The organism is Sphingomonas sp. 3P27F8 (genome assembly GCF_005502745.1).
GTDB lineage: Bacteria > Pseudomonadota > Alphaproteobacteria > Sphingomonadales > Sphingomonadaceae > Sphingomonas.
Genome location: NZ_SCNL01000005.1, coordinates 173,845 through 198,561, shown reverse-complemented (window position 1 = coordinate 198,561; position 24,717 = coordinate 173,845). Strand labels below are relative to the sequence as shown.

Sequence of the window (24,717 nt, the reverse complement as noted above, 5' to 3'; positions counted from 1 at the left end):
ACTTCTTGGTCTCGCGCCGTTTGCAAGCGGCGACTCGCAATCCTGCGACAAACCGGCTTGCGGCTTGAGGAGGCGATCGGCACGCGCCTAGCGAGCAGTGGCCCCAGCCGACGTAGTCACTAAATGAAGAGCATGCCGAAGGTCACCCTTAATCAGCTGCGCGAGCGGGCGGAGCGTGTGGAACAGCGACGTCGCGAGTACCGGGAGCGGGCCGTCGCCGGTACCCTGGTGCGGCACGAAACGTGGAGGCTCGACTATCTCTCCCGACCCTACCTCCTGGGTGCGCCCGACGAGCGGGTGGCCGAGCGCTTCCGCAACGTCTTCGTGAATGCGATGGAGCTGAGCCCCAAGGGGCAGCTGACGCCGGTGCCGATGACGCGCACCGACGAATATATGCAGGTCTTCACCCACCTGCTGGAAGACTACTCGGACAGGGCGGCTGGCGGGCCGCCGAATGAAGTCGTTGCCGCGGCGCGCGCGCCGCTATTCAGGTATTTCGAGAACGGCGAGTCCTCGGGCGTGAAGATGTTCGAGGGCTACGTCGCGCCCTCTACGCCGATCATCGTCAAATATGGCAAGCGGCAGTTTCTCGAGCCGATGCTGGCGACGGGTGACCTGCGGCTCGCCAATGCGGGGCTCTATAACGACGTCGCCCATTCCGATGCAGTACGCGACGACGAGACGAGCCGGACCTTCTTTATCCCCACATGGCGCGAGCGTCTGGACGGACGGACTGGCATGGATTTCCAGGGGCACCGCATCGAGTTCGAGAATGACGACATCGTCCTGCCGCTGGTATTCCAGGATTACTTCCTATTTAGCCTTTGCGAACACATTCACTACCGGATGCCTACCGACTTCGATGCGGACGCCGCCATCGTGATCCGGGATCCGACGCGCTTCAAGCAGCGCCTCATCTCCACTTTCCTTGGACGACTGCCCGATTGGGAGCCGCTGGAGGGCCCGGTCATCTATTATGACCCGTATCGAGATTATTCCAAGTTCACCGTACCGGAAATGGCTAAGCACTTTGGCTACGGCTACCAGCGCGAGGTCCGCGTAGCGTTCCGGCCGAGCGTCCGGCCGAGAACGCCGCTCGAGCCGCTATTCCTTTCGATTGGTCCCATGACGGACTACGCCGACCTGGTGACGATTTAGACGGCCCGGACGAGTACGCCCCCCTATGACGTTAGGCTATTGGGCGCGAGGCCGAGACTTGCCACGCCGCCGCGGCAGCTGGGGCAAGAAGGCGAAAGCCGAGCGCATTGCAGAGGGCGACTAGCAAAAACGGATTTCCCTCTGGCCCGCTGGAGGAGCACGAACACCACAGAATAAGGGAGGCGACGACCGGGCAAGAAGTCGGGATCGGACGATTTCCGTTGCCGAGTGGAATGCTTCGGCGCAGCTGTCGTTGGTGACCGACCCGTCCCGTCCCGATTACGACCTGAGCTGTTGGTACCTCAACCGGCGGCGGCTTATGTCCCTGACTGGGGCTGAGCCGATGCTTGGAGGAGTCGGCGATCGTGATGCGGCCGCAGCGCACCTGCGGGAACTGGCGGCAACCGTTGGCCTCGAGCGCGCGCTCGGGGCCTGGCTCGAGCGTGCGAAGCCGCCGACGCTCGGCCAGCTCGTCGCCGCGGACGAGCTGGCGGTCGGCAGCTTCTTCACTCACTTCGGCGATTTCTACTCGCGAGGGGTGCCCGCGATGCACAAGGCGAAGATGGAACGCCGCCAGCCGCCGCCCCAAGCGCTGATCCACACCAAGCTCGACGCGCTCCGGCCAGGTCTTAAGCTCGAGGTGCGCTTCTCGCACGAGTATTTCACCGCAAACTCCGCTTGGACCGAACTCGGCCGCCGTGCCCAACTACTGGTGATCGGGGCCGTCACGGCGATCGACGCCAATGTTGTGGCGGCACTACCCTGGGCGATCGCCACGCCCTTCGTGAGCTGGGCTGACGGGGGCCGCAGTCTCGTCGGGGCTTCCTGGCACAATCGGCTGGAGCTGCATCCAAGCCAGATTGACGCGTTCCAGGAGATCCGTCTCGTACCCCGGGCTACTACCCAGGCGGCACTGATGCCGCTGCGCGGCGTCCCCGAGGCCCATGTCAAAATGGCCTTCGCTGAACTGATCGGCGAGGGCGAGGTGCCCAAAGACTGGGGCGGCGAGCAGTCGGACCTGTTCACCTCCGCACTCAAGGTCGACGGCGAGCCTTACGCGGCGGCGTGCCTTCAAAGGGCCGGCGAAGTTCAAGCCGATGACCTTGGCGGAGCTGGGCAAGAACGGCGACCAAGTGGTTAGGCTATACGCGGAACCCGCGGACATCCTTGTGCTCCAGCACTGCCATCTAATCGAGATCCCTGTACGCGCGATGATGCGGTCGTTCGCCCAGCAGTTCGGCAACTTGCGGACCTGCTGCATCATCGACGGCAATGACACGTTGCGCATTCTGAAAACCTATCGCAAGTGTGGATTGTCTCCGGATTAGCGCGGCGGCCTCGATCGGCAGTTAGGGTGCGGCGCGAGCAGCTGACCCCAATTGTTCAGGTTGTGAACGAGTGTCTGGTTTCGGGCAATCGCTAAGGCGACCTGAACGTCGGCTTCTGGGTCGTTGCGGCTCAACTTGATTGTGGCACGTCTGAAAGGCTCGGGTAATGAACATGAAACCCCGAAAGATCGTAGTGGCCCTTTAAGACGGGCGAAACGATCCCATTGTGCTCGCCGATCAGTGATGTCTCAACGATTAATCACGACGAACTATTTCGTAGGGCAGCGCACGTCCTTTACCTCTCGAGCGGCGATTGGCTCACCATCATCGCCGATTGGGTAGCGATACATCGTGTTCGCATCGCGGTCATCGATCTCCATGCGGATGTTGCTTTCGCCCAGTAGGTTAGCCTCAGTGCGTCCAGTGAAGCGACCGTTGAAGAGGACGCCGCTGCCGCTCCGCTTTGTCATGGAACCTGAGAAGGAAACGCCGATCAGAAGGTAGTCGTTGCCCTCGTAGTAGTTGACGCTCTCGGCATCGACAAAAACTTTGTTGACGCCGTCCTCGTCGCGGCAGTCGGCCGCCGCGGGTGCCCATGTTCCCCGGAAGGCTTCGGGAATGGGATCGTGGAACGACTTGCCCGCCGCACTGCCGCCGACAAACGCGACAAGCAGTGGCGCGATGATGGCAAGGTTCCTCATGATGTACGCCTCGCGCAACGCGTGTCGCAATTCAAGTGCGCCATCGGTTTGCGTTGAGGCGATAATGCCTGAGCGCGGGGGCGGTGCGGCTGCGGGACGTCGGCGTGGCGCCCCGCGCCTGGCGGAACGCGCGGCCACTCCGACGCGCGAGAGAGCTGCGGCTGTCATGGGCTTTCGTGATCTCGTTGAGCGTTCGTGCCGCCCTCAAAATCCCGTTCCGTGTGGCGGCCTCTCTGGCGGCGGCAATCTGTTTAGATTCAAGTACGTATTCCGCCGGTAGGCCGGAACTCACCGAGCTTCTCCTCTCGCTCGATGAGTTCGTCGATGTGGCTGGCGATCCGCTGCGCGACGAACTTCGCCACCGCCGTTCCCCAACGCGGGTCGACGCGGTCGCTGCTGGCTCCGAGTTCCGCCACGAGGGCGTCCGGCAGCGCCGCGACAAGCGTCTCGAGGAACGCGGCAAGCCCTGAGCGTGACCACTCGTTGGCAAGATCGCGCCGGTCGAACATCGCAAGCGTGAGGGCACCGCGCGCAGGCAGTCCTGCCGCAGCCAGGATCGCGCCGGCCTCATCCAGACTGAGGTGCCGAGTGCCCTTCAAAGTGCGGCTGAACTGATCTTTAGACATGCCGACCCTGCCGGCGAGGTCACGTTGGCTGAGACCCGTCTGCTCGACCAGGTCGCCGACGATGATGTGCAGCGGTGTCGACGACAGGGCTGCGGAACTGCTCGTGCTTGCCACGACTCCATCTCCAAGGATCGATTCGCAGCCACGTACCAAGCGCATAGCCTGTAGGAAAACAAAATAGGAACATCCTAGCACGTGCCGGCCGACGAGGGTCTGCAGTCTTGTGCGTCTCAGCGCTTGCAGCGACGCCTAAGTAGCGGAGATACCCAGCCAAGAGCGATTCGCGAGTGTTGTCGCACGGCCAGCGACGCCCTGCCGATCCCCCGCGAGCTTCATCGCGGGCTGCTAGGAAACTTCACATGATCGCTGCGACCGTGATCGCGGAATCCGCGACCGCGCAGCTGTTTTGTTCCTATGATGTTCCTTTTCGTTGAGCGTCGACCGGAGGCGGCGTGAAGGTGGCTGTGCGGTCGGGATGCGGCCGCGGCGAACACCTTCTCGGAGACGCTCTCGATGCACAGCCTCAAGCTCCCGCTGACCCGTGCCGGCCTCGGCCGGGCCAGCGATTATCTCATTCCCGCGATCGGCCTCATGGCCGTGGCGAGCGCCGCCTATGCCGGCGCCGACACGACCTTCGGTCCGGCGCTCACCAAGTTCACCGACTTTCTGGAGGGCTCCGGCGGCAAGATCATCGCCGTGCTCAGCCTGGCCGGCGGCATCATCGGCATGGCGTCCGGCCGGTTCACGCTCGGGCAGGTGGCGATCCCCGTCGCCGTCGGCATCGGCGTCGGCACCGGCGTGCCGATCGTCACCTCCACCGTGACCGCGATCATCTGATCGCGGCGGCGAGGGCGGCTCACACCATGTCGGACAAGTATATTGTTCCCCGGCGGCTCGACGATCCGGAGCTCATCGGCCTTTGGACCCTGGACGAATTCCTGGGGCTCGCGGCGCCGTTCGCCTGGGGCATCTTCTCCCAGCACATCCTGCTGGGTCTCGTGGGTGCCGGAGGAGCGTGGTTCGCGCTTCGCAAGGCCAAGGCTGGCCGGGCCAGTTCCTGGATCATCCACGCGGCCTACTGGTACCTGGGGGCAAGCTTCGTCCGACTGCGTGCGACGCCGCCCTCCCACTGCCGCCGGCTCGCCGGCTGAGGGGAGGGGCTCCATGCTATCCGATATCGCGCACCAGCGCACCCAATCGCTGCTGCGGCAGCGCAAGGTCCTCGTCGTCGCCGCGGCGGCGTCGTTCCTGGCCAACCTCGCGCTGTTGACGGCGCTCGGATCCAGGGACCGCGAGATCATCCTGCAGCCGCTCTCGACGCGGCCGCTGGCGATCAGCTCGTCGGGCGTCTCGTCCGACTATCTCGAGCTCGTCACCCGCGACGTCGCGCTGATGCTGCTCAACCGCTCGCCGACCGGTCTCGACTATTGGATGGAGCAGATCCTGAAGGTGGCCGATCCCGCCGCCTACGGTGCGCTCAAGGCTGAGCTGGTCAAGATCGTCACCGAGCAGCGCGGCTCCGATCTGAGCCAGGCATTCGTCATCACCGGCCTGACGGTCGATCCCAAAGGTCTCAGTTCGACCGTTGACGGCGACCTCAAGACCTTCGTCGGCGGTCAGGTCATCGCCAGCGAGAAGAAGCGGTTCCGGTTCGGCTGGACCTATGCGGGCCTGCGCCTCTCGCTCTCGAGCTTCGCGCTCATCCCCACGAACAAGGAGGCGCTCCAATGATCGCCGCGACACCCGCCTGCCTGCTCGGGGCGGGCACGGTCACCTTCGCCGCCGGCACGACCCGGCCGCGCGACCTCACCCTGAAGCCGCTCGGACTCGCGCTGATCGGCGCTGCCATCGCTCTCGCCGCGACGCCGGCCTGGGCCGACCAATATCGTCAGGCTGCCGACAATGCGCAGGTGGACTGCGTGGTCTCGAACCATGAGCTGACCCGGATCAGCCTGGTCGGCGACGCCTTCGCGAGCGTCAGCAAGATCACGACCGGCTACCCGTACAACGACTTCACCGTCACCAACGAGCCGGTCCGTGGTGACATCTACCTGTCGGTGCCCGAAGGCTTCGCACCGGGTCGGCTGAGCTTCTTCGCCACCACCCGCAAGGGCTATGTCTACAAATTCGCCTGCTCGATCGGCGGACCCGAGGCCGAGCAGATTTTCGTCTCGAACCCGGCGATCGCCGGCGAGCGGGCACAGGCCTGGGAAGCGAAGACCGGCCCGCGCGATGCGGCGGTGCGCCTCGTCCAGGCAATGGCGGCGAACAGCGCGCCCGACGGCTATGTCATGCGGCAGGTCGCCGCAGCACCGACGCGCGTCGGTGACCTCAGCGTACGCCTCGTGGCCGAGTACCGGGGCGGCGCACTCACCGGCCGCGTGCTGCGGATCGACAACCGCGGTGCCAAGACGGTCCCGGTCGACCCGGCGCAGCTGACGCCGGCCGGGAGCCTCGCGGTCAGCGTCGCCGATCGCGAACTCGGCCCGCAGCAGGCAACGACGCTCTACGTCGTGCTCGACGGGAGTGCCGGCGCATGAGCGAGGCTGTCACCCCTCAGGGCGGCTCCGGCCAGGAAAGCGCCACGCCCTTGGGCGCGCTCAACGCCAAGACGCGGGCACGCCAGCGCATGCTGCTGCTCGGCGGCGGCGGCTCGGCTGCGATGCTCGCGCTCTGGTTCGTGTTCGGCAGCACCGGCGATCACACGCCGGCCGCCGACGCGCCGCAGAAGATCGAGACCGACGGCATCGTCAATCGCGACCTTAGCCAGAAGGAGTTCGTCGCGATCTACGGCAACCGGCTGGATGCGCAGGCGCGCCAGCTGAAGGCGCTCGAGGAAAGCAGGGCGGTCGCGCCCGAGGTCCAGACCAGGCTCGACGCGCTCTCGGCGGAGAACCAGGCGCTCAAGACCGACGGCACCAAGACGATCGACGCGCTGACGCAGGAGAATACGACGCTGCGCGGCGAGCTCACGCGCGCACAGACCCAGGCAGCCGCGCCGCCGCCCGCACCGCTCGCGTCACGCGATCCGTCGATCCCGTCGGGATCGCCGCTCGACCCGAACAACGGTGGACCGCAGGGCGCCGCGCTCTCGCCTCGCGCCGAACGACAGGTGAAGACCGTCTCGTTCACGAGCGGGCCAACGGAAGGCGCCGGCACGGCCAAGACCGGCCTGCGCGCTGGTCGGCCGACTGCGCCTGCGATCGAGATTGAGGACAGTCCCGACTACCTGCCGCCCAACAGCTATGCGCCGGCGCGCGTGATCGTCGGCGTGGACGCCTCGGCGGGCGTCGCCAGCCAGACCGATCCGCTGCCGGTCGTGCTTCGGATCACGGGCCCTGCGCGCTCGGTCGTCAAGGACGGCAAGCTGCTCACGACGCGCATCCAGGGCTGCGTCGTTAACGGTGCGGCGCGCGGCGATCTCTCGGCCGAGAAGGTTTATGTGAAGCTCCAGAAAATGACCTGCGACCAGCCCGGCGGGCGGGTCGCGGTCAGCGAGGTCAAGGGCTTCATCAGCTTCGCCGGCAAGACCGGTGTGCGCGGCCGCGTTGTCAGCCGCGAGGGCAGTCTCGTCAGCCAGGCGCTGATCGCCGGCATTGTCGGCGGCTTCGGCCGCGGCTTCTCGGCCAACGCCAACAGCGTCTTCTCCGGGATCACCAATGGCGTCGACGGCAAGCGCCAGCAGCTGTCCGGCGGCGACATCGTCCAGGGCGGTCTCGGTCAGGGCGTCGCCGACGCCTCGGACACTGTGTCCAAGTATCTGATCGAGCGCGCCGAACAATATCAGCCAGTCGTGGAGATGCCGACCGGCATCGATGTCGAGATCGTCTTCCTCGACGGCGTCTATGTGAGGAACTCCCAATGATCTCTGCTGACACTCGTCTTGGCCATGAGCTGGCCAGGATGCGCCGCATGGAAGGTATTCCGTTCTGGAGCCTGCTGGCCTCGGCGTCGCTCGTCGTCGGCATGGGCGCCGGCGTCGTCGCCAAGAGCGTCCATGCCGCGGCGCCGGCCATCGCCAGCGTCGACACCGGCTTGGTGCGCGAGGCGCTCAAGCTGCGGCTGCCGAAGACCCGCATCGGCGCGATCGACTGCAGTCGCTTCGGCGGCCTGTGCGAGGTCGTGGCCGGGACGACGCTCTTCTACGTCGACCGGAGCGCGCGCTTCCTCATGATCGGGCGGCTCTACGACATGGAGACGCGGAGCGACGTCACCGCGACGCGGCTCCTCGAGCTCAACCCGGACATGCTCGCAGCGGGTGCGGCGGGTCGGCGCGACGATGACGACGCGCAGCCCGCCGCCGCGACGCCCGCGGCCGCGAAGGTCGACCTCGCCCAGCTTCCGGCAGGCGGGGCGGTGCACTGGGGGCCGGCGAACGGGCCCAAGCTCGTCGTGCTCAGCGATTTCCACTGCGGCTATTGCCGTAAGCTCTCGGCCGAGCTCGCCCGCATGGGCGCGCGCGTCGAGGAGCGGCCGATCTCGATCTTCGGTGCGGAGAGCCGCAAGCTCTCGGAGGCGGTGCTCTGCGCGGCCGATCCGGCAGCCGCTGCGCATGCGGCTTATGCCGACCAGGCGATCGCCGCAGGGCGCAAGTGCGACGTGTCGGGGCTCGACGCCAATGAGGCGTTCGCCCGCAAGCACGGCTTCGGCGGCACGCCGGTGATCATCCGCGCCGACGGTGCGGTGCTGCAAGGCTTCCACACGGCCGAGCAGCTCAAGGCCTTTGTGGCGGGAGGTCGGGCATGATCCGGTCTCTCTATCTGGCGCTGCTCCTCGCCGGTGCAGCCACGCTTGGCGGCTGCACGACACTTGGCGGCACGGTGAAAGGCGACTTCACCTGCCGGGCGCCGGCCGGGACCTGCGCGCCCATGACCAAGATCGACGCGGCCGCGATCGGCCAAGTCGACGAGGAGGGTGCCGCGGCGGCAGCGGCGGTCGACCGGCAGCCCGCCCGAACGGGCGGGGGCGGGAGCGTCGCCGTCCGCACCGGCGAGCGCATGCTGTCCATCCTGCTGCCCGCGCATGTCGACGAGGCGGGCGTGCTGCACGACGCCGCCACCGTCCATGCCGTAGTCGAACAGCCTGCCTGGACCTTCGCGTCCACCGCCGACCCTGTCTCCTCTTCCGAGATCTCGCGCAGTCCCGCCCCTTCCTCCCTGCGCGAGGCGGTCGCCGGTGCTTCGGCACCGGTGATCGAGGGGCTTGAGACCACTCCCGCTCAAGCCCCTCACCCTTTCAGTTCGGCCGCGTTGCCCCGCGCGGTCGATCCCGGCGCGCCGACTGCGGCATCGCTCGCAGCCGCGCGCGCCGGGCACCGGATCGGCGCCGCGGTGCCTGCCGCCAAGGACGTGCCTGCCGCACCGACCGTCGGGACTCCGCCGGCGTTGCCGGCGGGCAAGGTGGTGCTGCCGCAGGGCGACGCGGCGGCAGCACAGGCACGCCTCCGCGCGCTCGCCACGCCCAACCTGTCTCGGCTCGGAGCCCGGCCGATCCAGCCGACGCCGCCGACCGACCTGGACGGCAGCTTGTTCAGCGCGCCTGCCGGCGAGGAGCAACCGCGATGAACCTCTCGCTCAAGACGTTCACCGGCTCGCTGCTCACCGGCCTCTTCGGCGATGCCGAGGAGAGCGAGGGTGCGCGGCCGGTGCTGGGCCTCGACATGCTGTCGAGCTTCCTGCCGTACCGCGTCTACGAGCCGTCCACCCGGCTCTACCTCAACGCGCGTTCCTCCGGCTTCATCCTCAACGTCGCGCCGCTGGTCGGTGCCGACGAGCGGGTCGGCGACCTGCTCGGGCAGTTCCTCTCCGAGGGGCTGCCGGCGGGCGCCTGTGTGCAGATCGTCCACTGGGCGTCACCACGGATCAGCCGCAACATCGCGCCCTGGTTCGCGCCCCGCTACGCCCGCGGCGGCGTCTACGAGCAGATCGCGCGCGCCCGCACCCAGTGCCTCTACGATCTGGTCTGGACGAGCGGCTCGGGCGCCGCCCCGTTCCATGCCCGCCACCATCAGCTGCTGGTGTCGGTCGGCGTGCCCGCGAACGGCGGCACCTCCAAGGAGGAGCTGATCGCGGTCAGGGACAGTCTGGTGGGCGTGCTCCGCTCGCTCGACGTGCCCGCGCTCGATGTCGATCCGGTCGAGCTCATCGCCTTTGTCGATGACCTGACCTCGCCGACGACGGCGAGCGGCGACGATGCGGTCGACTACAACCCGCTCGATCCGATCGCCGACCAGGCGATCCGCCGCGACATCGAACTGACCGTCGAGGAGAGCCGGATGCTGCTGCGGACCGAGCGGTTCCGGCCGACCGGCGGCCATGACGGCGAGGCGCCCGAGATCGGCGAGATCTACCCGGACCGGTTCGACGTTCGGCACTTCGGCGTGCGCAACATGCCGGTGCGCTGGACGCCCTGGGAGACGGCGCGGCTGATCGGCGACCTGTTCACCGACAAGCTTCGTTTCCCATGTCCGGCGGCGACGATCCTCTGCCTCGTCTACCCCGACCAGGAAGCCGCCTCGACAAGGGCTGGCATGAAGTTCCTGCGCACGACCAGCCTCTCCGAGGGCAAGTCGGCGCGCTACGTCCCCAAGCTGCGCGAGCAGGCGGCCGAGTGGCGCGAGGTGCAGGCGCAGCTGCAGGAGGGCAGGCGGCTGGTCCGCGCCTTCTACGGTGTCACCACCTTCTCGCCAGTCGGCGATGGCGATCGCAACGAGCGCATGGTCAAGTCGCTCTACAAGGCGGCAGGCTGGGATCTCGCCGACGAGCGCTTCCTCCAGGTGCAGGGCCTGCTCGCGGCGATGCCACTGACGCTCGCCGACGGGCTGGCGGCGGACCTCGAGCGATGCCGGCGCATGCGCACGATGCTGTCGACCACGGCGGCCAACATCGCACCGATGCAGGGCGAGTATCTCGGCGGCGCGGTCCCGCACCTCCTGTTTCTCGGCCGCCGCGGCCAGCCCTTCTTCTGGTCGCCGTTCGAGAACGGCGCCGGCAACCACAATGTCGCGATCCTCGGCAAGTCGGGCTCGGGCAAGTCGGTGCTGCTGCAGGAGATGTGCGCGAGCCTGTGCGGTGCGGGCGCCAAGGTCGTCGTGATCGACGATGGCCGCTCCTTCATGAACAGCTGCCGGCTGCAGGGCGGAAGGTTCATCGAGTTCACGCTGGCGAGCGGCTTCTGCCTCAATCCGTTCTCGATGGTCGATGCGACCCGCGTCGCCGACGACGAAGACTACCGCCTCGACTGCATGGCGATGCTGAAGGCGATCGTGGGCCAGATGGCCCGCTTCGTCGATCGGCTCACCGACACCGAGCGCGGCCTGATCGACCAGGCGGTGAACCGGGTCTGGGAAGAGCAGGGCCGGGCTGGCTCGGTCGAAGCCGTTGCGCATGCGCTCGAAGCCACTGGCAACGCGGACGCTGCCAATCTCGCCATCGCCATGGGTCCGTTTCGCGCCGGCGGGACCTATGGCGGGTTCTTCAACGGCGAGGCCACGCTTCGGCTCGAGGCGGACTTCACCGTCTTCGAGATGTCCGACCTCGCCACGCGGGAGGAGCTCCGCTCGGTCGTCCTGACCGCGATCATGTTCATGACGGGGCAGGCGATGACGCGCAGCCCGCGGTCGGTGAAGAAGCTGCTGCTGATCGACGAGGCCTGGTCCATGCTCAAGGGCGGGTCGATGTCCGACTTTGTCGAGACCTATGCCCGCACCGCGCGCAAATATGGCGGCGCGCTCTGCACCGCCACTCAGTCGCTCAACGACTTTTACAAGTCCGACGGGGCGACCGCCGCGCTCGAGAACTCGGACTGGATGCTGGTGCTTCAGCAGAAGCCGGAGACGATCGCAGACCTGCGCAAGTCCGCGCGGCTCGACATGGACGACCGGACCGAAGGTTTGATCCGCTCGCTGAAGCGCTCGGGGTCGGAATATTCCGAGGTCTTCATCCGCGGCCCCGAGTGTCAGGCCATCGGAAGGCTCGTGCTCGACCGCTTCTCGGCCACCGTCTTCTCCTCCTCGCCCGACACCTATGCCGCGATCGAGCGGCGGGTCGCGGCGGGCGAACCGATTGCCGACGCGATCGACGCCGTCGCGCGCGGCGACGCCGATCCCTCTCGCCCGGAGCCTCGTCATGGCTGATCCCAAGCACCCTCTGCAGGCCCGGCTCGCCCGCGCACATCGCCTCGCAGCCGACGCCTGCCACATCGGGCTCAGCGTTACCCTATGGGTCGCCGGCACCGTGCTGGCCGCGCTCGGCGTGCTGCTCGCCTTCCTGATCGTCGCCGCGGACGGGCGCCCGCTGCGGTTCTTCGCGCATGTGCAGAACCTGTCGACCCATTATCTGTTCGCCGATCCGGCAGCGCGGGCGCACTTCGACCGGCAGCTGCTTGCCCTGTTCCTGGGCCTCGTCGGCGTGCTCGTCATCGCGCGTCTGCCGGCCTTTGCCGGCAAGCTGCGCCGCGAGCTGGCGCGTGGTGGCCGGCATGGCTGAGCGTGCGTCGCTTCGCCAGCGCACCATCGCCGGCTGGCCCGTCGCACGCGTGCTCGGCGCCATCCTCATCGCCGCCGCGCTGCTCTGGGCTGCCTGGGCCACGCGGACGCTGATCGATCTTCAGCAGCGCCGGATCGTGTCGGTCAGCCTGTCACGGCTGGTCGAGGACTTCGTCGCCGCCGAGGCGCGCAACGGCGGCACGGCCGAACAGTCCGCCCGTCGCACTGCGACCTATCTTGCCGCGATCAACAAGGCGGTGGCCGAGCTGGGGAAAGGTGGCACCACCGTCCTCGTCTCCGAGGCCACGCTCGGCCGCTCGGTTGACGATTGGACCGCCGAGGTCCGCACCCGCGTCACCCGCGCGATGGAGGCCGAGCGTGGCGACCGCTGATCGCACCGATCCGCGCTTCTGGTCGCCTGCACGACGGCGGCGCTGGGGCGTGCTGCTAGGGATAGCGGTCGCGGGCACCGGCTATGCCGGCCTGGCGAGCTGGAGCGAGACGCACGTCTTCCTCGTCAACCAGAGCACCAGCCTGCCGAACTGGGCCTTCCTGGTCGAACGACATCGTGTGCCCCGGCGCGGCGACTATGTGTTCTTCGAACCACCGGAGAGCGCTTTGCTCGAGCGTCATTTTGGACGCGAGCACCAGCCGTTCGGCAAGATCGTCTATGGCGTGGGCGGTGACGAAGTGACCCGCCGTGGCCGCTTGTTCCTCGTCAACGGCCGTCCGGTCGCGCTCGCCAAGCCGAGGACGCTGCGCGGCGAGCCGCTCGACATCGGCCCGACGGGCACGGTGCCGCGCGGCTGCTACTTCGTGGCGACGCCGAACAGGGACAGCTTCGACAGCCGCTATGCCCTGATCGGCTGGATCTGCGGGCGTCAGCTGATCGGCGTCGGAAGGGCGATCCTGTGAGCGCGCGCCATCTCCCGCTCGCCGTGGCAGTCCTCGCCGCTTCCGTGCCGGCGAGCGCACGCGACTATGGCCAGCAGGGCGCCATTTTCCCCGTCATCGAGGCAGACCTGCTATCCGTCATCCAGAAGCGGCTGGTGACCATGCAGGCCAGCGGTGAGATCGATCGCGCCAACCAGGCGCTGGCCGAGCGGACCGCTGCCAAGGTCCGACGCCCGGCGGCCGTAGCGGGTATCGAGACGGCGACCGAGGAGCGGCGCTGGCGCTTCGATCCGACGATCACCGTACGGCAGGACCTGCGCGATGCCCGCGGCCGGGTCATCGTCGCGGCGGGAACGCGCGTGAATCCGCTCGACACGGTGCCGCTGCGCCAGCGCCTCGTGTTCATCAACGGCGACGATGCGAGCCAGGTCGCCTGGGCGAGAACCACGACCACCGCGCTCAGCGCCAAGCTGATCCTAGTCGCCGGCTCACCCTTCGCGCTGATGAAGGCGGAGCAGCGCCGCTTCTACTTCGACCAGCAGGGCACACTCACCCGGCATTTCGGCATCCGCGCCGTGCCGGCCGTGGTCGAGCAGCAGGGCCGCCTCCTCGCTGTCCGCGAGCTGGTGGTCCGGGGAACAAAAGGAGATCGAAAGTGACTGCGACGAGCAATCGCGAGTGGCTCGCCGCGTCGGCTCGGCGCCGGAGCCTCGTCCGGCGTCGGCTGCGCCTGATGCTGGCGGGCCTGGCCGCGCTCCTGGCGATCCTCGGGCTCACGCTCGCGTCGCCGGCTCGCGCCGAGGGAACGCCGGGGCGGTGCACCGGTCGCTTCGTCAATCCCATCACCGATGTGTGCTGGAGCTGCCTGTTCCCGATGTCGGTCGGCGGCCTCAATATCTGGCCCTCGCTCGCCGGTCGTCCCGACACCGATAATCCCACTCTGCCGGTCTGCGCCTGCGGTCTGCGGGTCGGAATCGCCATGGGCTTCTGGGAGCCGGTGCGGCTGGCCGACGTCAGCATGAAGCCGTGGTGCTTCGTCAATCTCGGCGGGCTCAAGCTCGATCCGGGGTTCGACATCGGCTTCAAGACCATGGCCGGGCCGAGCGCTGTCGGCGGCAAGGCCCAGAACACCAGCGGCTGGCATGTCCACTGGTACGCCTATCCGCTCATCTACTGGATGAACATCGTGGCGGACTTCCTCTGCCTCGAGACCGGCGGAATCGACATCCTCTACATTACCGAGGTTGATCCGCTCTGGCAGGACTCCGAGCTCACCGCGATCATCAACCCCGAGGCGGTGCTGTTCGCCAATCCGCTGGCGCTCGCGGCGTGCGCGGCCGACTGCATCGCCGCGAGCGCCAGGCTGCCGACCGACCCGCTCTTCTGGTGCGCCGGCTGCCAGGGCACGATGTACCCGCTCAACGGCAATGTCGCCGCCTCGATCGGTCATGTGCAGGCCTCGCGGCTCGCGCTTGCCCGCTTCGCCTACAAGCTGCACCGCGAGCTCGTCGCCTGGGGCACGATGGGCAGCAAGGGGCTGTGCGGCAGCTACCTGATGCCGGTGATGCGGAAGCAGCAATATCGCTTCCAGGCCACCAATCCCAATCCACAGACCGGCGGTCGCTACGCCTGCGCGCCGATCGGCGCATCGACGACCTTCATGTCCGCCGGCCAGGTCTACCCAGCGATCGGAGAAGATATGGGCTATCTCGTCTGGCGCAAACGCAACTGCTGCGTGCTGTGATGCGGCGGCGTCTTCCCCTTGTCATCGGCACGGCGGCGGTGGCCGGCCTGCTGCTCGGCCTCGGCACCTCGACGGGCGCCCAGACCGTCGATGGCCTCGACCTCGCCAAGGTCCGTGCCCGCGCCAAGCTGTCGCCGCAGGAAGCCGAGGCGCTGACCAAGGTGGTCGCGCGCCGTGGTGAGGCGCTGCGCCAGGAGGCGGCGGCAAGCGCCGCGTCGGCTCGCGCCGCATCCGCACGTTACGCGTCGAAATCGTCACCTGCTGATCCTGCAGCGACCTTCGACTTCGACGGAATGGTCGCCGCGTCCGCCAAACAGATGGCCCCGGAAGACGCGCCGCGCCTCGTCGCCTTCGCCAGCCTGTCGATGCCGGCGGCCTCGCTCAAGGCGATGATCGCCGGTGTCGGTCGAGCGGGCGGCGTGATCGTGTTCCGCGGCATGCCGGGCAACTCCGCACGGACCTTCACGACGGCGCTCGCCAAGGTGCTGCCCACCGGCGAGGTCAAGGCGCCGGTCGGCATCGATCCGCGCCTCTTCCGCGCCTTCGGCATCGAAGCGGTGCCCGCTTACGTCGTGACTGCTACCGACTTCGACCTTTGCGACGGCTTCGACTGCCGTACCGCGCTTCCGCCGCACGACCGCATGGCCGGCAATGTCAGCCTCGCCTACGCGCTCGACAGGTTCGCGGGGGGCGGTGGACCCGCTGCGCGCGTTTCGGCGGTCTATCGCGCCCGGCTCGGGGACGTGCAGTGACCCGCGCGCGCACCAGCGTGGCGCTGGCACTCGCCTTCTTCGCGGTCGGCCTCGGCAGCGGCGCGGCCGGCCAGAGCCAGACCGAAGCGGCGCGTGCCGAGGGCAAGGCGTTCGGCTCGGATGTGATCGGCAAGGCGCAGACCGCCGCCAAGACCGCGCCGACGGCCGAGCGCGTTCCCGGCTTCGGCGGCACGCCCAGCCAGTCGACCCTCTTCGACGATCCCGACGCCATTGCCGGTCAGGCCGCGTCCGCCGCCTCGACCAACCAGGCTTATGCAACCGTCAGGTCTTCGCTCGATCAGCGGCCGCGCATCGCCGTCGAGGACATCGAGGCGACGATCGCGCGAGGTCGCACGATCTCGGATGATCCAAAGACCTATGTCAGCGGCATGAGCGTCGGCGGCGGGCAGGGCAGCTGCCGTGAGCTGCCGCCTTCGAGCGGCGTTGACGGCACCTACGAGGCGACCTGCAACGACGGCGTTGCGCTCGAGCAGCGCACCGCCAGCTGCACCATCCCGCTGAGTGTCTCGGTGACGCGCACCACCGGCTATCGCTATTGGTGCAGCGACTTCAATGCGGGCTTCAACCGGGTCGACGATTGCAGCCTCTTCGAGCAGGCGTCCTGCCAGCGGACAGGCTCGCACGAGGGGCGCTGCCTCCAAGGGGGCGGCCGTCCGCCCTACCGATATTGCACCGAGCCCGGCGAACCGGTCGCGGAGCTGCTCTGCGATAGCGAGGTTGCGGGCGGCACGCTGAAGGGGACGGAGGTCCGCAGCAGCGTCAGCGAACGGCGCGATGAGAGCGGCTGCGCAGGCTTGGCGGGCGATGCGAGCTGCACCAGCACCGCCGAGACCTGCACCTCCAGCGATCCGGTAACTCGAGTGATCGACGGCGTGTCGGTGACCAAACCCTGCTGGGCTTGGACGCGCAGCTATGAGTGCCACAAGGCCGTGCCGGCGCAGAACTGCGACGCGCTTGAGGCCAACAAGGATTGCCGGTTCGCGCGCGAGGAGTGCCTGACCGACGAGGTGCCGTGCCCTACGCGCGAGCGGATCTACACCTGCAGCGTGCCCGGCGGCCCTGCGCCCGAGAAGCAATATGTCTGCGATGGCGACATCTACTGCATTAACGGCGAGTGCGAGACGATCGATCGCCAGCCCAACGGTGAGTTCAAGGACGCCGCCGTCGCGCTGAACGCCGCTTCACAGGCCGGCAAGGAGTTCGACCCGGCGAACCTGACGCTGTTCAAGGGCGAGCGGGAGACCTGCCATTCCAAGGTCTTCGGCATCCTCAACTGCTGTGCCGGCAAGGCCTTCCCGCTCATCCCCTATTCGCAGCTGTTGGTCACGCTCGGCTGCGACCGAGAAGAGGTGCTGCTGCACCAGCGCGATGCTCAGGGTCTCTGTCACTATGTCGGCAGCTACTGCTCCGACAGCGTGTTCGGCATCTGCGTCACCAAGAAGAAGGCTTATTGCTGCTTCGAGTCCAAGCTGAGCCGTATCCTGCAGGAGCAGGGGCGCCCCCAGATCAACAAGCCGTGGGCGAGCGCCAAGAAGGAGAGCTGCAAAGGCTTCACCATCGACGAGTTCGCCCGGCTTGATCTCAGCCGCATGGACTTCTCGGAGGTCTATGCCGAGTTCCAGGACGCGGCGAAGCTGCCCGAGGAGCTCGGCACCGTCGAGACGATGCAGCGCAAGATCGCGGACTATTATGCCGTGAACGGAGGCGGTCGATGAGCGCGCCATACTTCTGTGGTCGGCTGCTCGCAATCGCCTCGACCGTGCTGATGCTCGTGCCGGCGGAGGCCCAGACTGGGGCAGATCAGACTCGTTCGGTGCAGGCTGGCGATCGCTTCTACTGTCAGGATCGCAAGCTCGGCACCTGGTTCTACTGCGATCGGCCACGGGCGGAGGAGCCCAGCGCCACCCCGCCGCCGCCGCCCGCCAAGTCGTCCGCGGAGCAGCTCGAGGAGGTCACCGCGGAGCTGCGCGAACTGAAGGCGCGCGCAATCCTTAAGCCTACTCCCGAGAACGTCACCGCCTACATCCGCTTCCAGCGGGCGCAGCTCGATCGCGCCTCGCTGTTCGGCGACGTGTGGCAGCGCGCGCTCTGGCAGACGCCTGACCTCGACTACACGCTACAGCGACCGGTCGGCACGGTGGCCAAGCAGCAATGGTCGGATGCCCGTAAATCCGAGCGCGACCAGGCACTCGATCGGCTTGGCGCACGCTATGGGCTCTTCTACTTCTTCGCGCAGAGCTGCGGTGCCTGCCGGGTGATGTCGCCGATCGTGAAGGCGGTCGCCGACACGCACCACCTGACGGTCCGTGCGATCTCGACGGATGGTGGCCCGTCGGAGACCTTCCCGCGCTACTCCGTCGAGACGAACCAGCGCCAGGCGATGGGGCTGACCGCCAAGGTCACCCCCGCGATCGTCCTGTTCGACAGCGCCACCCACACCGCCATTCCTATCGGCTACGGCATCATCGCTGCCGACGAGCTGATGGAGCGCATCTTCCTCCTGACCCAGCGAAAGGCCGGCAGTGACTACTGACCAGACGCGCCGTTCCGAGCGCCTGCGCGCGCTCGCCTGCTCCCTCCTGGCGCGCGCCCGCGTGGCGATCGGCCGCGCTGCTCGCGGCCTCGCGACCGCCGGCTGCGCGGCCGGGCTTGCGGGCGCTGTCGTCCCACTTGTGCTGCCGACTACGCCGGCGGCAGCCGATGTGGGTGGGGCGATGGACAAGTTCGTGGCCGAGGCCGGCGGCGCAGCCAATGTGACGGGTCCCAGCGCGTTCCAGGGCCAGTCCGCAGGATATTACAGCCTCGGCAACGTGTGGACGCGCTTCCCGCAGAAGACGACCAATCTCGCCAACCTGCAGCTGCCGTCGGCGAGGGCAGGCTGCGGTGGCATCGACCTGTTCGCGGGCAGCTTCAGCTTCATCAACTCCAGCGAGATCGTCGCCATGCTGAAGGCGGTCGCGAACAATGCGGTCGGCTTCGCCTTCAAGCTCGCGATCGACACCGTTTGCCCGGAGTGCTCGAAGGTCATGGACGAGTTCGCCCAGAAGGCGCAGCTCATGAACAACCTCAACATCACGAGCTGCGAGGCGGCGCAGGCGCTGGTCGGGTCGGTGTGGCCGAAGGGCGATCTCGCGGACAAGGCGATCTGCGAGGCCATCGGCAACTCCGACGGCATCTTCTCCGACTATGCCGCCGCCAAGCATGGCTGTGGCAGCAAGGGCGAGCGGAGCTCGACGATCAACGGCGCCGACCCGTCCAAGTGGGATGCGGTGAACAGTGCGGTGCCACGCAACTACACCTGGCACGTGCTCCGCGGGTCGAAGTTCTTCAACGCCAGCGGCAGCTTCGATCGCGACCTCGCCGAGTATGTGATGACGATGGTCGGCACGATCATATACGTGCCTCCGACCGACAGTGACGCCGGCCGCTTCCAGCCGCTGACCGGCGACACGACCTCCACGTTGGTCACCGCCCTTCTTGACGGGACGTCGGCGGGCGGGGTGCAGGTCTATCATTGCGATACCGAGGAGCAGTGCCTCAACCCCGCTCTGAGCCCGCTGTCGGTGCCCACCGCGAAGGCGCTGCGGCCACGGGTAACGGCGTTGATCGACGGCATGGTCGAGGCCATCCGCACCGACACGGCGATCAGTCCTGAGCAGAAGGAGCTGCTCCAGATCTCGTCGATCCCACTCTACAAGATCCTGACGGTCCAGGCCGCCTATGCGCGTGGCCTCTCGACCGACGACCGCTCGACCCTGGCGGAGATCGCCTCGATCGATCTGCTCTACGCGATCCTAGATCAGCTGGTGAGCGAGGTCGGCAAGTCCAAGGCGACCTTCATCGCCGCAGACGAGGCGAAGCTCGCGACCTGGACGGCGCAGATCAACACGGCGCGGACCACATTGGCCGATCGCCAGCAGACGACGCAGGCCCGCGTGTCCGCCATCATGGCGATCATCCAGAAGACGCAGTTTCTGGAGAACGTGCTCGCCAACTCGATGTCGCCGGGAATGGCGGCCTCGCTCGACTGGTCGCGCGGCGTCGCCGCGCGCGGCCTCAACTAAGCCAGGGTAATCAGAGCATGGGCACGGTCGAGCTCTTCACGATCGGGGGTGGCGAGTACATCGTCAACGTCCTCAACGCCGTTGCCGCCTGGACCGGGGCCGGGGGCTACAAGAGCCTCCTGCAGGTCGTGCTGGTGATGGGACTGGCCTACTCGGTCCTGATCGTCGCGTTCAGCCTCGACTGGAAGGCCTGGCTCCACTGGTTCCTGCAGGCGACGCTCATGTACATGGTGCTGATGGTGCCGCGGCTTGACGTGCACGTCACCGATCGCATCAACCCGAGCCTGGCACCGGCGCAGGTCGCCAACGTGCCGCTCGGGCTGGCCATGATGGCGAGCTTCACCAGTCAGGTCGGCGACTATCTCGTCCGCTCGTCCGAGCTGGTGTTCGGCCTGCCCGGCGACCTCGACTATAGCGGTAACGGCATGATCTACGGCTCGCGCCTGTTCGAAGCGACCCGCAGCCTCAGAATCAACGATCCCGAGTTCGCCGCCAATCTCGACGAGCATTTCAAGCAATGCGTCTTCTATGACGTACTGCTCGGGCGCTACTCGATGGAGACGCTGGCGCAAGCACCCGATCTCTGGACCGCAATCGCGCCCGGCAGCCAGGCGCGTGCACAGCGGTTCCTGACGCGCGACAGATCCGGCGCGGTCACGTCGACCATCCACACCTGCCGCGAGGCGTATGCGACGCTTAGCGGTCAGTGGAACGGCATGGTCGATGATCTCGGTCGCGTGTTCGGGCGGCAGCTCTACCCCAAGCAGACGGCGGACCTCGCCCGGGCCAAGCTCTTTGCCGACCTGCCGGTCGCCTATCGCTATCTTACCGGCGTGTCCGCTTCCGCGAGCGAGATCCTGCGCCAGACGCTCACGATCAACGCCATGCAGCAGGCCATGCACGGCGCCGCCGGCACGAGCGGAACAGGAAGCGTGGACGTCTACGCGCAGACGCGCGCTGACATCCAGACCGAGCGCACCTACGGCTCGATTGCGCACGCGGCGATGAAGTGGGTGCCCATCCTCAACATCGTGCTGACGGTGATCTTCTACGCTCTCTTCCCGGTGCTCTTCCCCTTGTTCCTCATGCCGCGAAGCGGACCCTATGCGCTTAAGGGCTACCTGACCGGCTTCTTCTATTTGGCGGCCTGGGGACCGCTCTACGTCATCCTCCATATGGTGATGATGTTCAAAGGAGCAGGCGAGGTAACTGGAGCAGGCGGGGGCTCCGGTCTCACCATGGCCAGCTTCACGGGCATGTCAGAGGCGAACAGCGACGTCGGCCTGCTCGCCGGGTATCTGGTCGCCTCGATACCCTTCCTCGCCGGAGGTATCGCACGCGGTGCGATGGCGATCTCGAGCCAGGCGACCAGCTATCTGAACCCCTCGCAGAACGCGGCCGAGGAGGCGGCGCGAGAAGCCTCCACCGGCAACATCGCGCTAGGGAACTCCAGCTTCGACAATCAGACGGTGCAGACCCGCCAGCACGATCAGTGGAACCAGGCGCCGAGCTTTACCTATGGGGCAGCCCAGACCCGTGCTTTCAACGACACCGGCACGGTAGCGACCAGCTTTGCCGGCAATCAGCTACTGGACGTCCCTGTCTCGCGGTTGCCGTTCGCGCCGCAGGTCACGCAATCCGTTGCTGCGGAGGCCGCGAAGGTCGCGTCTGAGACGAGGAGCCGTGGAGAAACGCTGTCCAACCAAGCGGTTCAGAGCACTTCGAACGCGGTGACCCGCTTTCAAGAGTTCCGGCACGCTGTGAGCAATGATCGATCTATATCGAATAGCTATGGCAGTGACGATCGCGCGGCGATTAGCGAAAGTTTCAACGAAGTGGATCGTGCATCGGAGATGCTGCAGAACCGCTTCGGCCTTCGGGCCGAGGTGGCGGACACGATCGCTGCCGAAAAGTTCATAACCGGGTCGGTTGGCATAGAAGGCAGTGTCGGCGGCTCGGTCGGTATCGCGCGGATAGGGGGCTCGGCGGGAGCGTCCGCCGGAGCTTCAAAGCGGTGGAGTTCCACGGATGTCGCAGCGGTCAGCAAAGACGCTAGCCGGATTGCCGACGCACTTACCTCGTGGTCATCTGATCGAGGCTGGTCGCACACGCGCGACGCGTTCGAGCGGTCAGCCGTCACATCAACGCGATCAGACGTAGCGAGCAATGCTTCCGGAATTAGCTCGGCTGCGACCACCGCTCACACTCAGAGTCGAGAAGCCCGTCGTTACTTCGAAACGGCAGATCGGATCGAGCAGCGCTGGTCCAGCAGCTCCTCGAACGGTGCTACCGGCGCACTTAATACAAGCGACGCTTTTCTCAGGTTTGCTCGTGAAGAGATCGCCTCAACGTCTCTCGTGTACCAAAGGTTTGACCCAGCCAATGCTGCAGACTGGTCAAGCTCAGATACCAACGTGGCGGCAGAAAGAGATCTTCTGATCAGCCGATATATCAAGAATGCTGGCGATCGCATCCGCTCAGAGGCTGAAGAGCGAGCCCTGGTCGTCGACGACAGTGGTCTGGATCGTCCGCATGCGTATCCAAGATCGGTAGCAAAGGCGCAACAGAGTGCTCCAGAAGCGCCTGCGTTGCCGGGCCTTGATATTCGGTATGATGTAGCCGAAGCGTTGGTAACAGGGCAGTCTACCGTCGACCGCAAGCAAGCCTCTGTTGCGAGTTCCACAAACCTTGACGCTGTCGAGGTGGATCGAGACGGCGCGAAGGAGACGCGAGAGTGGGGTAAGCGAAAGTGAACTTTACGTCAGAAGATAAATCACGATGAGTAGCATTGAGATTGCAAATGCAATGAGCCACACCTTACTAATCGGGTGTTTACCGGAAGGCTTGAAGCCAGCGCGCGTTTCCCTGTTGAGCATTCCAGGATCGAGTCCGGAATAGGTTGTTCCGTCGCGCGTAGCCGGGCGGCGTTGCCATTCAGCCTCACCCTTAGCCGATTGGCTCAGCGAGTCATTGATCGGGTCGGACATGCCAGGAAAGTATGCTCGCGCGATTGTCATATTTCCACCCCTTTGAGGTAGGCAGGTGCAAACCTACCGCGCCTGCTTCCCTCCAAGGTCCGCTTGACGGCTTCCCAAATCTACGGCGCCCCAGTCGCGGGCGATTTCACATTTTGGTACCACGATCGCTAGGCTAGGCGATCCCTGATACGAACAGCTCGTGCTCGGCGACAATCTTCAACTTGGATCCAAGCTGCCGAAGCTCCTCGGCCTTTCGGTAAGCGGGACTGGCATGGACAAAACGACCGTAGGGCTGGTCTTTGCTGATCACGAGCATCGTCGTCGTTGTGCCGACAGACGCGACTACTCGCGCGCCTTGCCCAGCGAGCCGGTGTGCGAGGAGGCTATCGCGCGGTGCACCCAGTAAGGCGACCTTATGGCCTTTGAGAGAGCCCTCAGGCGCGGGTGTGGGAGCTGGGCCACTGCGAGGGTTTGCAGGTCGCAGCCATCCCGCGAGATCGATACCAGTGTGCTCGATCGCGCGCACGATGACCATGCCGGCTGCTCGTGCATCGCTGAGGGCATCGTGGTGTTTATGCCGAACACCGAGGAAGTTGCTGGGACGTTCAGGCGATGGCTCGAAAGCTCGGGCCAAGCGCGCTTCGCGACGCGAACGCTGTCGAGCCAGGTCGTCTCGATCGTTCCGCGACGGCCTGCGCCGCTACGCTACGCTACGCTCATGAGCTGCGAGGGGTAGGCCGACACAAGCGGCAGGGCTTCTTCTGCAGGTGCACGAAGCCATCGATCATGATCCTCTGCCATAAGGATCACTGGCATGGCCTTTGGGTGCTTGGGTGCAACCAGCGCGTTCGGCTCGGTCGTGCAGAAGGCGTAGACCCGGTCATGGTCCTGATCGACCTTCCAGACACCAGCGAAGCAGGGTTCGGGTTGGTCTGAGACGGTGAACCACCAGTTCGTATCACCCGGCCCGCTCCGATCGGCGACCGCCTTCGGCTCTGCGAAGCGCGAGAACGGCACGAGGCAGCGATGCTCGGGCTTGAGCAGCCAGGGTCGCCACATGTTGCTCGATAGATTGCGGCAATTCGTCCACCAGTCGTGCAGGAAGGGCATCTCGCCTTCGCGCGCCGGTCGTTTCCGCGGCTTGCGGGTGGGAAAGCCCCACTTCATGGTGCTGAGCACGCGCTTCCCATCTTCGATCCGCACGACGTAACCTGGCTTGCCGGGCGCGGCGTAGGTCTTGGTGACCTCGAGCTCGTTGCGTGCATCGTTGCCGGCCTGGAAATATTCCAGATACTCCCAGCGTTCGACCTTGAGGTTGTACAGGTTGCACATGCGCCCATCCGATCACGAGCGATAGCGCGAGACAACCCTCTTCCATTCGTGTCGATCGGGATAGGGCGGCTGCGGCCCTTCCGGTTGTTCGCGGGTGACGACGAACTGTGGCCGAACGACCCGACCACGTTCCCGACAGAGCTGGCAGCAGAGCCGGCGAAGCGCCTGGGGCAGACCATCATCCCAGCCGCGCTTCACGAACAGCCACCATAGGGGAACTGCGTCGAGCCGGCGGACGTGACCGCAGGCCGGGCAGGTCACGCGAAAGGTCCGGCGATGCAGCGCACACTGCTCGAGTGTCCGCAGTCGTCGCCCGACATGGTCCACGGCATCATCCGATAGCGGTGCGTCGGCCTCAGTCCTCATGGCGACCTGCCAGGCGTAGCTGCCGGACGATGCCGTTGAACGCGGCGGTCGTGCCCTGCGCCCGGCCGATCTCGTTGTCCTGTTTGGCCGCATCCCAGAAGAGCTCGAGTGGCCAGCGCTCCGGACAGTGGTGGAGCAGGCAGCGGAGCGCGAGCCGGACTTCGACGACATCGACCCGCATCTCGCCCGATCGCACCATGGCGGACCGCAGGATGTGGAGCGACAGCGAGATGATCACGCGCTGGTGGCGCGGCAGCGACGCCACGGC

Annotated in this window: 26 protein-coding genes; 20 read left to right on the top strand and 6 right to left on the bottom strand. The window is 66.5% G+C overall.

All coding sequences use genetic code 11. The features are described 5' to 3' along the window. Positions 1-123 precede the first annotated feature (123 nt). Positions 124-1,158, top strand: a complete 1,035-nt coding sequence (locus FFS35_RS08230; protein WP_096614162.1) for a hypothetical protein — start codon at positions 124-126, stop codon at positions 1,156-1,158. Positions 1,159-1,477: 319 nt separating this feature from the next. Further along, a complete protein-coding gene (locus FFS35_RS08225) occupies positions 1,478-2,299 on the top strand; it encodes a hypothetical protein (protein ID WP_096614164.1) in 822 nt (273 codons plus the stop codon). Positions 2,300-2,755: 456 nt separating this feature from the next. On the opposite strand, the gene FFS35_RS08220 is transcribed toward FFS35_RS08225, so the two are convergent. Then, positions 2,756-3,187, bottom strand: coding sequence for a hypothetical protein (locus FFS35_RS08220; protein WP_137786607.1), 432 nt, complete (start codon positions 3,185-3,187; stop codon positions 2,756-2,758). A 257-nt stretch (positions 3,188-3,444) separates the two neighbouring features. Beyond that, positions 3,445-3,927: a helix-turn-helix domain-containing protein gene (locus tag FFS35_RS08215; protein WP_096614170.1), complete on the bottom strand. Its 483-nt coding sequence runs from the start codon at positions 3,925-3,927 to the stop codon at positions 3,445-3,447. A gap of 399 nt (positions 3,928-4,326) precedes the next feature. Between FFS35_RS08215 and FFS35_RS08210 the strand changes: the two genes are divergently transcribed. The 18 genes from FFS35_RS08210 to FFS35_RS08130 all read left to right on the top strand — a co-directional run bounded on the left by FFS35_RS08210 (position 4,327) and on the right by FFS35_RS08130 (position 22,526). Continuing rightward, positions 4,327-4,650: a hypothetical protein gene (locus FFS35_RS08210; RefSeq protein ID WP_096614172.1), complete on the top strand. Its 324-nt coding sequence runs from the start codon at positions 4,327-4,329 to the stop codon at positions 4,648-4,650. Between the two features lie 26 nt (positions 4,651-4,676). Continuing rightward, positions 4,677-4,964 carry a type IV conjugative transfer system protein TraL gene (gene traL / locus FFS35_RS08205; protein WP_096614174.1) on the top strand — a complete coding sequence of 96 codons (288 nt, stop codon included), beginning with the start codon at positions 4,677-4,679 and terminating at the stop codon, positions 4,962-4,964. Between the two features lie 13 nt (positions 4,965-4,977). Further along, complete coding sequence (locus FFS35_RS08200) at positions 4,978-5,544, top strand: type IV conjugative transfer system protein TraE (protein WP_096614176.1); 567 nt, start codon at positions 4,978-4,980, stop codon at positions 5,542-5,544. After that, a complete protein-coding gene (locus FFS35_RS08195; RefSeq protein WP_096614178.1) occupies positions 5,541-6,353 on the top strand; it encodes a type-F conjugative transfer system secretin TraK in 813 nt (270 codons plus the stop codon). The genes FFS35_RS08200 and FFS35_RS08195 overlap by 4 nt, the downstream gene beginning before the upstream one ends. Next, positions 6,350-7,678: a TrbI/VirB10 family protein gene (locus FFS35_RS08190; RefSeq protein ID WP_096614180.1), complete on the top strand. Its 1,329-nt coding sequence runs from the start codon at positions 6,350-6,352 to the stop codon at positions 7,676-7,678. The genes FFS35_RS08195 and FFS35_RS08190 overlap by 4 nt, the downstream gene beginning before the upstream one ends. Next, positions 7,675-8,559, top strand: a complete 885-nt coding sequence (locus FFS35_RS08185) for a DsbC family protein (protein ID WP_096614182.1) — start codon at positions 7,675-7,677, stop codon at positions 8,557-8,559. Before FFS35_RS08190 ends, FFS35_RS08185 begins: the two co-directional genes overlap by 4 nt. Then, positions 8,556-9,377, top strand: a complete 822-nt coding sequence (locus FFS35_RS08180) for a TraV family lipoprotein (RefSeq protein ID WP_096614184.1) — start codon at positions 8,556-8,558, stop codon at positions 9,375-9,377. Before FFS35_RS08185 ends, FFS35_RS08180 begins: the two co-directional genes overlap by 4 nt. Further along, positions 9,374-11,947, top strand: a complete 2,574-nt coding sequence (gene traC, locus FFS35_RS08175) for a type IV secretion system protein TraC (RefSeq protein WP_096614186.1) — start codon at positions 9,374-9,376, stop codon at positions 11,945-11,947. The genes FFS35_RS08180 and traC overlap by 4 nt, the downstream gene beginning before the upstream one ends. Further along, positions 11,940-12,299 carry a hypothetical protein gene (locus tag FFS35_RS19960; protein ID WP_171007562.1) on the top strand — a complete coding sequence of 120 codons (360 nt, stop codon included), beginning with the start codon at positions 11,940-11,942 and terminating at the stop codon, positions 12,297-12,299. Before traC ends, FFS35_RS19960 begins: the two co-directional genes overlap by 8 nt. Further along, entirely contained in the window at positions 12,292-12,690 is a 399-nt protein-coding gene (locus tag FFS35_RS08170; protein ID WP_171007561.1) for a TrbI F-type domain-containing protein, read from the top strand. The genes FFS35_RS19960 and FFS35_RS08170 overlap by 8 nt, the downstream gene beginning before the upstream one ends. Then, positions 12,677-13,213, top strand: a complete 537-nt coding sequence (locus FFS35_RS08165; RefSeq protein WP_096614190.1) for a S26 family signal peptidase — start codon at positions 12,677-12,679, stop codon at positions 13,211-13,213. The genes FFS35_RS08170 and FFS35_RS08165 overlap by 14 nt, the downstream gene beginning before the upstream one ends. Next, on the top strand, positions 13,210-13,851 hold the full coding sequence (traW, locus tag FFS35_RS08160; RefSeq protein WP_096614192.1) for a type-F conjugative transfer system protein TraW: 642 nt from the start codon (positions 13,210-13,212) through the stop codon (positions 13,849-13,851). The genes FFS35_RS08165 and traW overlap by 4 nt, the downstream gene beginning before the upstream one ends. A gap of 74 nt (positions 13,852-13,925) precedes the next feature. Further along, a complete protein-coding gene (traU, locus tag FFS35_RS08155; protein WP_096614201.1) occupies positions 13,926-14,936 on the top strand; it encodes a conjugal transfer pilus assembly protein TraU in 1,011 nt (336 codons plus the stop codon). A 38-nt stretch (positions 14,937-14,974) separates the two neighbouring features. Continuing rightward, positions 14,975-15,688 carry a type-F conjugative transfer system pilin assembly protein TrbC gene (trbC, locus tag FFS35_RS08150; RefSeq protein ID WP_245857933.1) on the top strand — a complete coding sequence of 238 codons (714 nt, stop codon included), beginning with the start codon at positions 14,975-14,977 and terminating at the stop codon, positions 15,686-15,688. A 17-nt stretch (positions 15,689-15,705) separates the two neighbouring features. Further along, on the top strand, positions 15,706-17,424 hold the full coding sequence (locus FFS35_RS08145) for a conjugal transfer protein TraN (RefSeq protein WP_096614203.1): 1,719 nt from the start codon (positions 15,706-15,708) through the stop codon (positions 17,422-17,424). Then, positions 17,421-18,242, top strand: coding sequence for a conjugal transfer protein TraF (locus tag FFS35_RS08140; protein ID WP_096614195.1), 822 nt, complete (start codon positions 17,421-17,423; stop codon positions 18,240-18,242). Before FFS35_RS08145 ends, FFS35_RS08140 begins: the two co-directional genes overlap by 4 nt. Positions 18,243-18,423: 181 nt before the next feature. Beyond that, a complete protein-coding gene (locus FFS35_RS08135) occupies positions 18,424-19,773 on the top strand; it encodes a conjugal transfer protein TraH (RefSeq protein ID WP_137786662.1) in 1,350 nt (449 codons plus the stop codon). A 17-nt stretch (positions 19,774-19,790) separates the two neighbouring features. Beyond that, a complete protein-coding gene (locus FFS35_RS08130; protein ID WP_137786605.1) occupies positions 19,791-22,526 on the top strand; it encodes a conjugal transfer protein TraG N-terminal domain-containing protein in 2,736 nt (911 codons plus the stop codon). Between the two features lie 3 nt (positions 22,527-22,529). Here FFS35_RS08130 and FFS35_RS08125 read toward each other — a convergent pair whose 3' ends face one another. The 4 genes from FFS35_RS08125 to FFS35_RS08105 all read right to left on the bottom strand — a co-directional run bounded on the left by FFS35_RS08125 (position 22,530) and on the right by FFS35_RS08105 (position 24,714). Beyond that, entirely contained in the window at positions 22,530-22,790 is a 261-nt protein-coding gene (locus FFS35_RS08125) for a hypothetical protein (RefSeq protein WP_137786604.1), read from the bottom strand. Between the two features lie 666 nt (positions 22,791-23,456). Further along, the gene (locus tag FFS35_RS08115; RefSeq protein WP_137786603.1) at positions 23,457-24,083 is read right to left on the bottom strand and encodes an SOS response-associated peptidase family protein; all 627 of its coding nucleotides are present in this window, start codon (positions 24,081-24,083) and stop codon (positions 23,457-23,459) included. Positions 24,084-24,095: 12 nt separating this feature from the next. After that, a complete protein-coding gene (locus tag FFS35_RS08110) occupies positions 24,096-24,449 on the bottom strand; it encodes a hypothetical protein (RefSeq protein WP_137786602.1) in 354 nt (117 codons plus the stop codon). After that, the gene (locus tag FFS35_RS08105) at positions 24,439-24,714 is read right to left on the bottom strand and encodes a hypothetical protein (RefSeq protein ID WP_137786601.1); all 276 of its coding nucleotides are present in this window, start codon (positions 24,712-24,714) and stop codon (positions 24,439-24,441) included. The genes FFS35_RS08110 and FFS35_RS08105 overlap by 11 nt, the downstream gene beginning before the upstream one ends. Positions 24,715-24,717 lie beyond the last annotated feature (3 nt).

Bases quoted from the DNA above. Each gene is read 5' to 3' on its own strand.
- traC (WP_096614186.1), top strand. From the start codon at position 9,374: ATGAACCTCTCGCTCAAGACGTTCACCGGCTCGCTGCTCACCGGCCTC.
- FFS35_RS08125 (WP_137786604.1), bottom strand. From the start codon at position 22,790: ATGACAATCGCGCGAGCATACTTTCCTGGCATGTCCGACCCGATCAAT.
- FFS35_RS08110 (WP_137786602.1), bottom strand. From the start codon at position 24,449: ATGAGGACTGAGGCCGACGCACCGCTATCGGATGATGCCGTGGACCAT.
- FFS35_RS08210 (WP_096614172.1), top strand. From the start codon at position 4,327: ATGCACAGCCTCAAGCTCCCGCTGACCCGTGCCGGCCTCGGCCGGGCC.
- FFS35_RS08200 (WP_096614176.1), top strand. From the start codon at position 4,978: ATGCTATCCGATATCGCGCACCAGCGCACCCAATCGCTGCTGCGGCAG.
- FFS35_RS08130 (WP_137786605.1), top strand. From the start codon at position 19,791: ATGGGCACGGTCGAGCTCTTCACGATCGGGGGTGGCGAGTACATCGTC.
- FFS35_RS08180 (WP_096614184.1), top strand. From the start codon at position 8,556: ATGATCCGGTCTCTCTATCTGGCGCTGCTCCTCGCCGGTGCAGCCACG.
- FFS35_RS08140 (WP_096614195.1), top strand. From the start codon at position 17,421: ATGAGCGCGCCATACTTCTGTGGTCGGCTGCTCGCAATCGCCTCGACC.
- traU (WP_096614201.1), top strand. From the start codon at position 13,926: ATGCTGGCGGGCCTGGCCGCGCTCCTGGCGATCCTCGGGCTCACGCTC.
- FFS35_RS08170 (WP_171007561.1), top strand. From the start codon at position 12,292: ATGGCTGAGCGTGCGTCGCTTCGCCAGCGCACCATCGCCGGCTGGCCC.
- FFS35_RS08135 (WP_137786662.1), top strand. From the start codon at position 18,424: ATGGACAAGTTCGTGGCCGAGGCCGGCGGCGCAGCCAATGTGACGGGT.
- FFS35_RS08225 (WP_096614164.1), top strand. From the start codon at position 1,478: ATGTCCCTGACTGGGGCTGAGCCGATGCTTGGAGGAGTCGGCGATCGT.
- FFS35_RS08115 (WP_137786603.1), bottom strand. From the start codon at position 24,083: ATGTGCAACCTGTACAACCTCAAGGTCGAACGCTGGGAGTATCTGGAA.
- FFS35_RS08185 (WP_096614182.1), top strand. From the start codon at position 7,675: ATGATCTCTGCTGACACTCGTCTTGGCCATGAGCTGGCCAGGATGCGC.
- FFS35_RS08230 (WP_096614162.1), top strand. From the start codon at position 124: ATGAAGAGCATGCCGAAGGTCACCCTTAATCAGCTGCGCGAGCGGGCG.
- traL (WP_096614174.1), top strand. From the start codon at position 4,677: ATGTCGGACAAGTATATTGTTCCCCGGCGGCTCGACGATCCGGAGCTC.
- FFS35_RS08195 (WP_096614178.1), top strand. From the start codon at position 5,541: ATGATCGCCGCGACACCCGCCTGCCTGCTCGGGGCGGGCACGGTCACC.
- FFS35_RS08220 (WP_137786607.1), bottom strand. From the start codon at position 3,187: ATGAGGAACCTTGCCATCATCGCGCCACTGCTTGTCGCGTTTGTCGGC.
- FFS35_RS08190 (WP_096614180.1), top strand. From the start codon at position 6,350: ATGAGCGAGGCTGTCACCCCTCAGGGCGGCTCCGGCCAGGAAAGCGCC.
- FFS35_RS19960 (WP_171007562.1), top strand. From the start codon at position 11,940: ATGGCTGATCCCAAGCACCCTCTGCAGGCCCGGCTCGCCCGCGCACAT.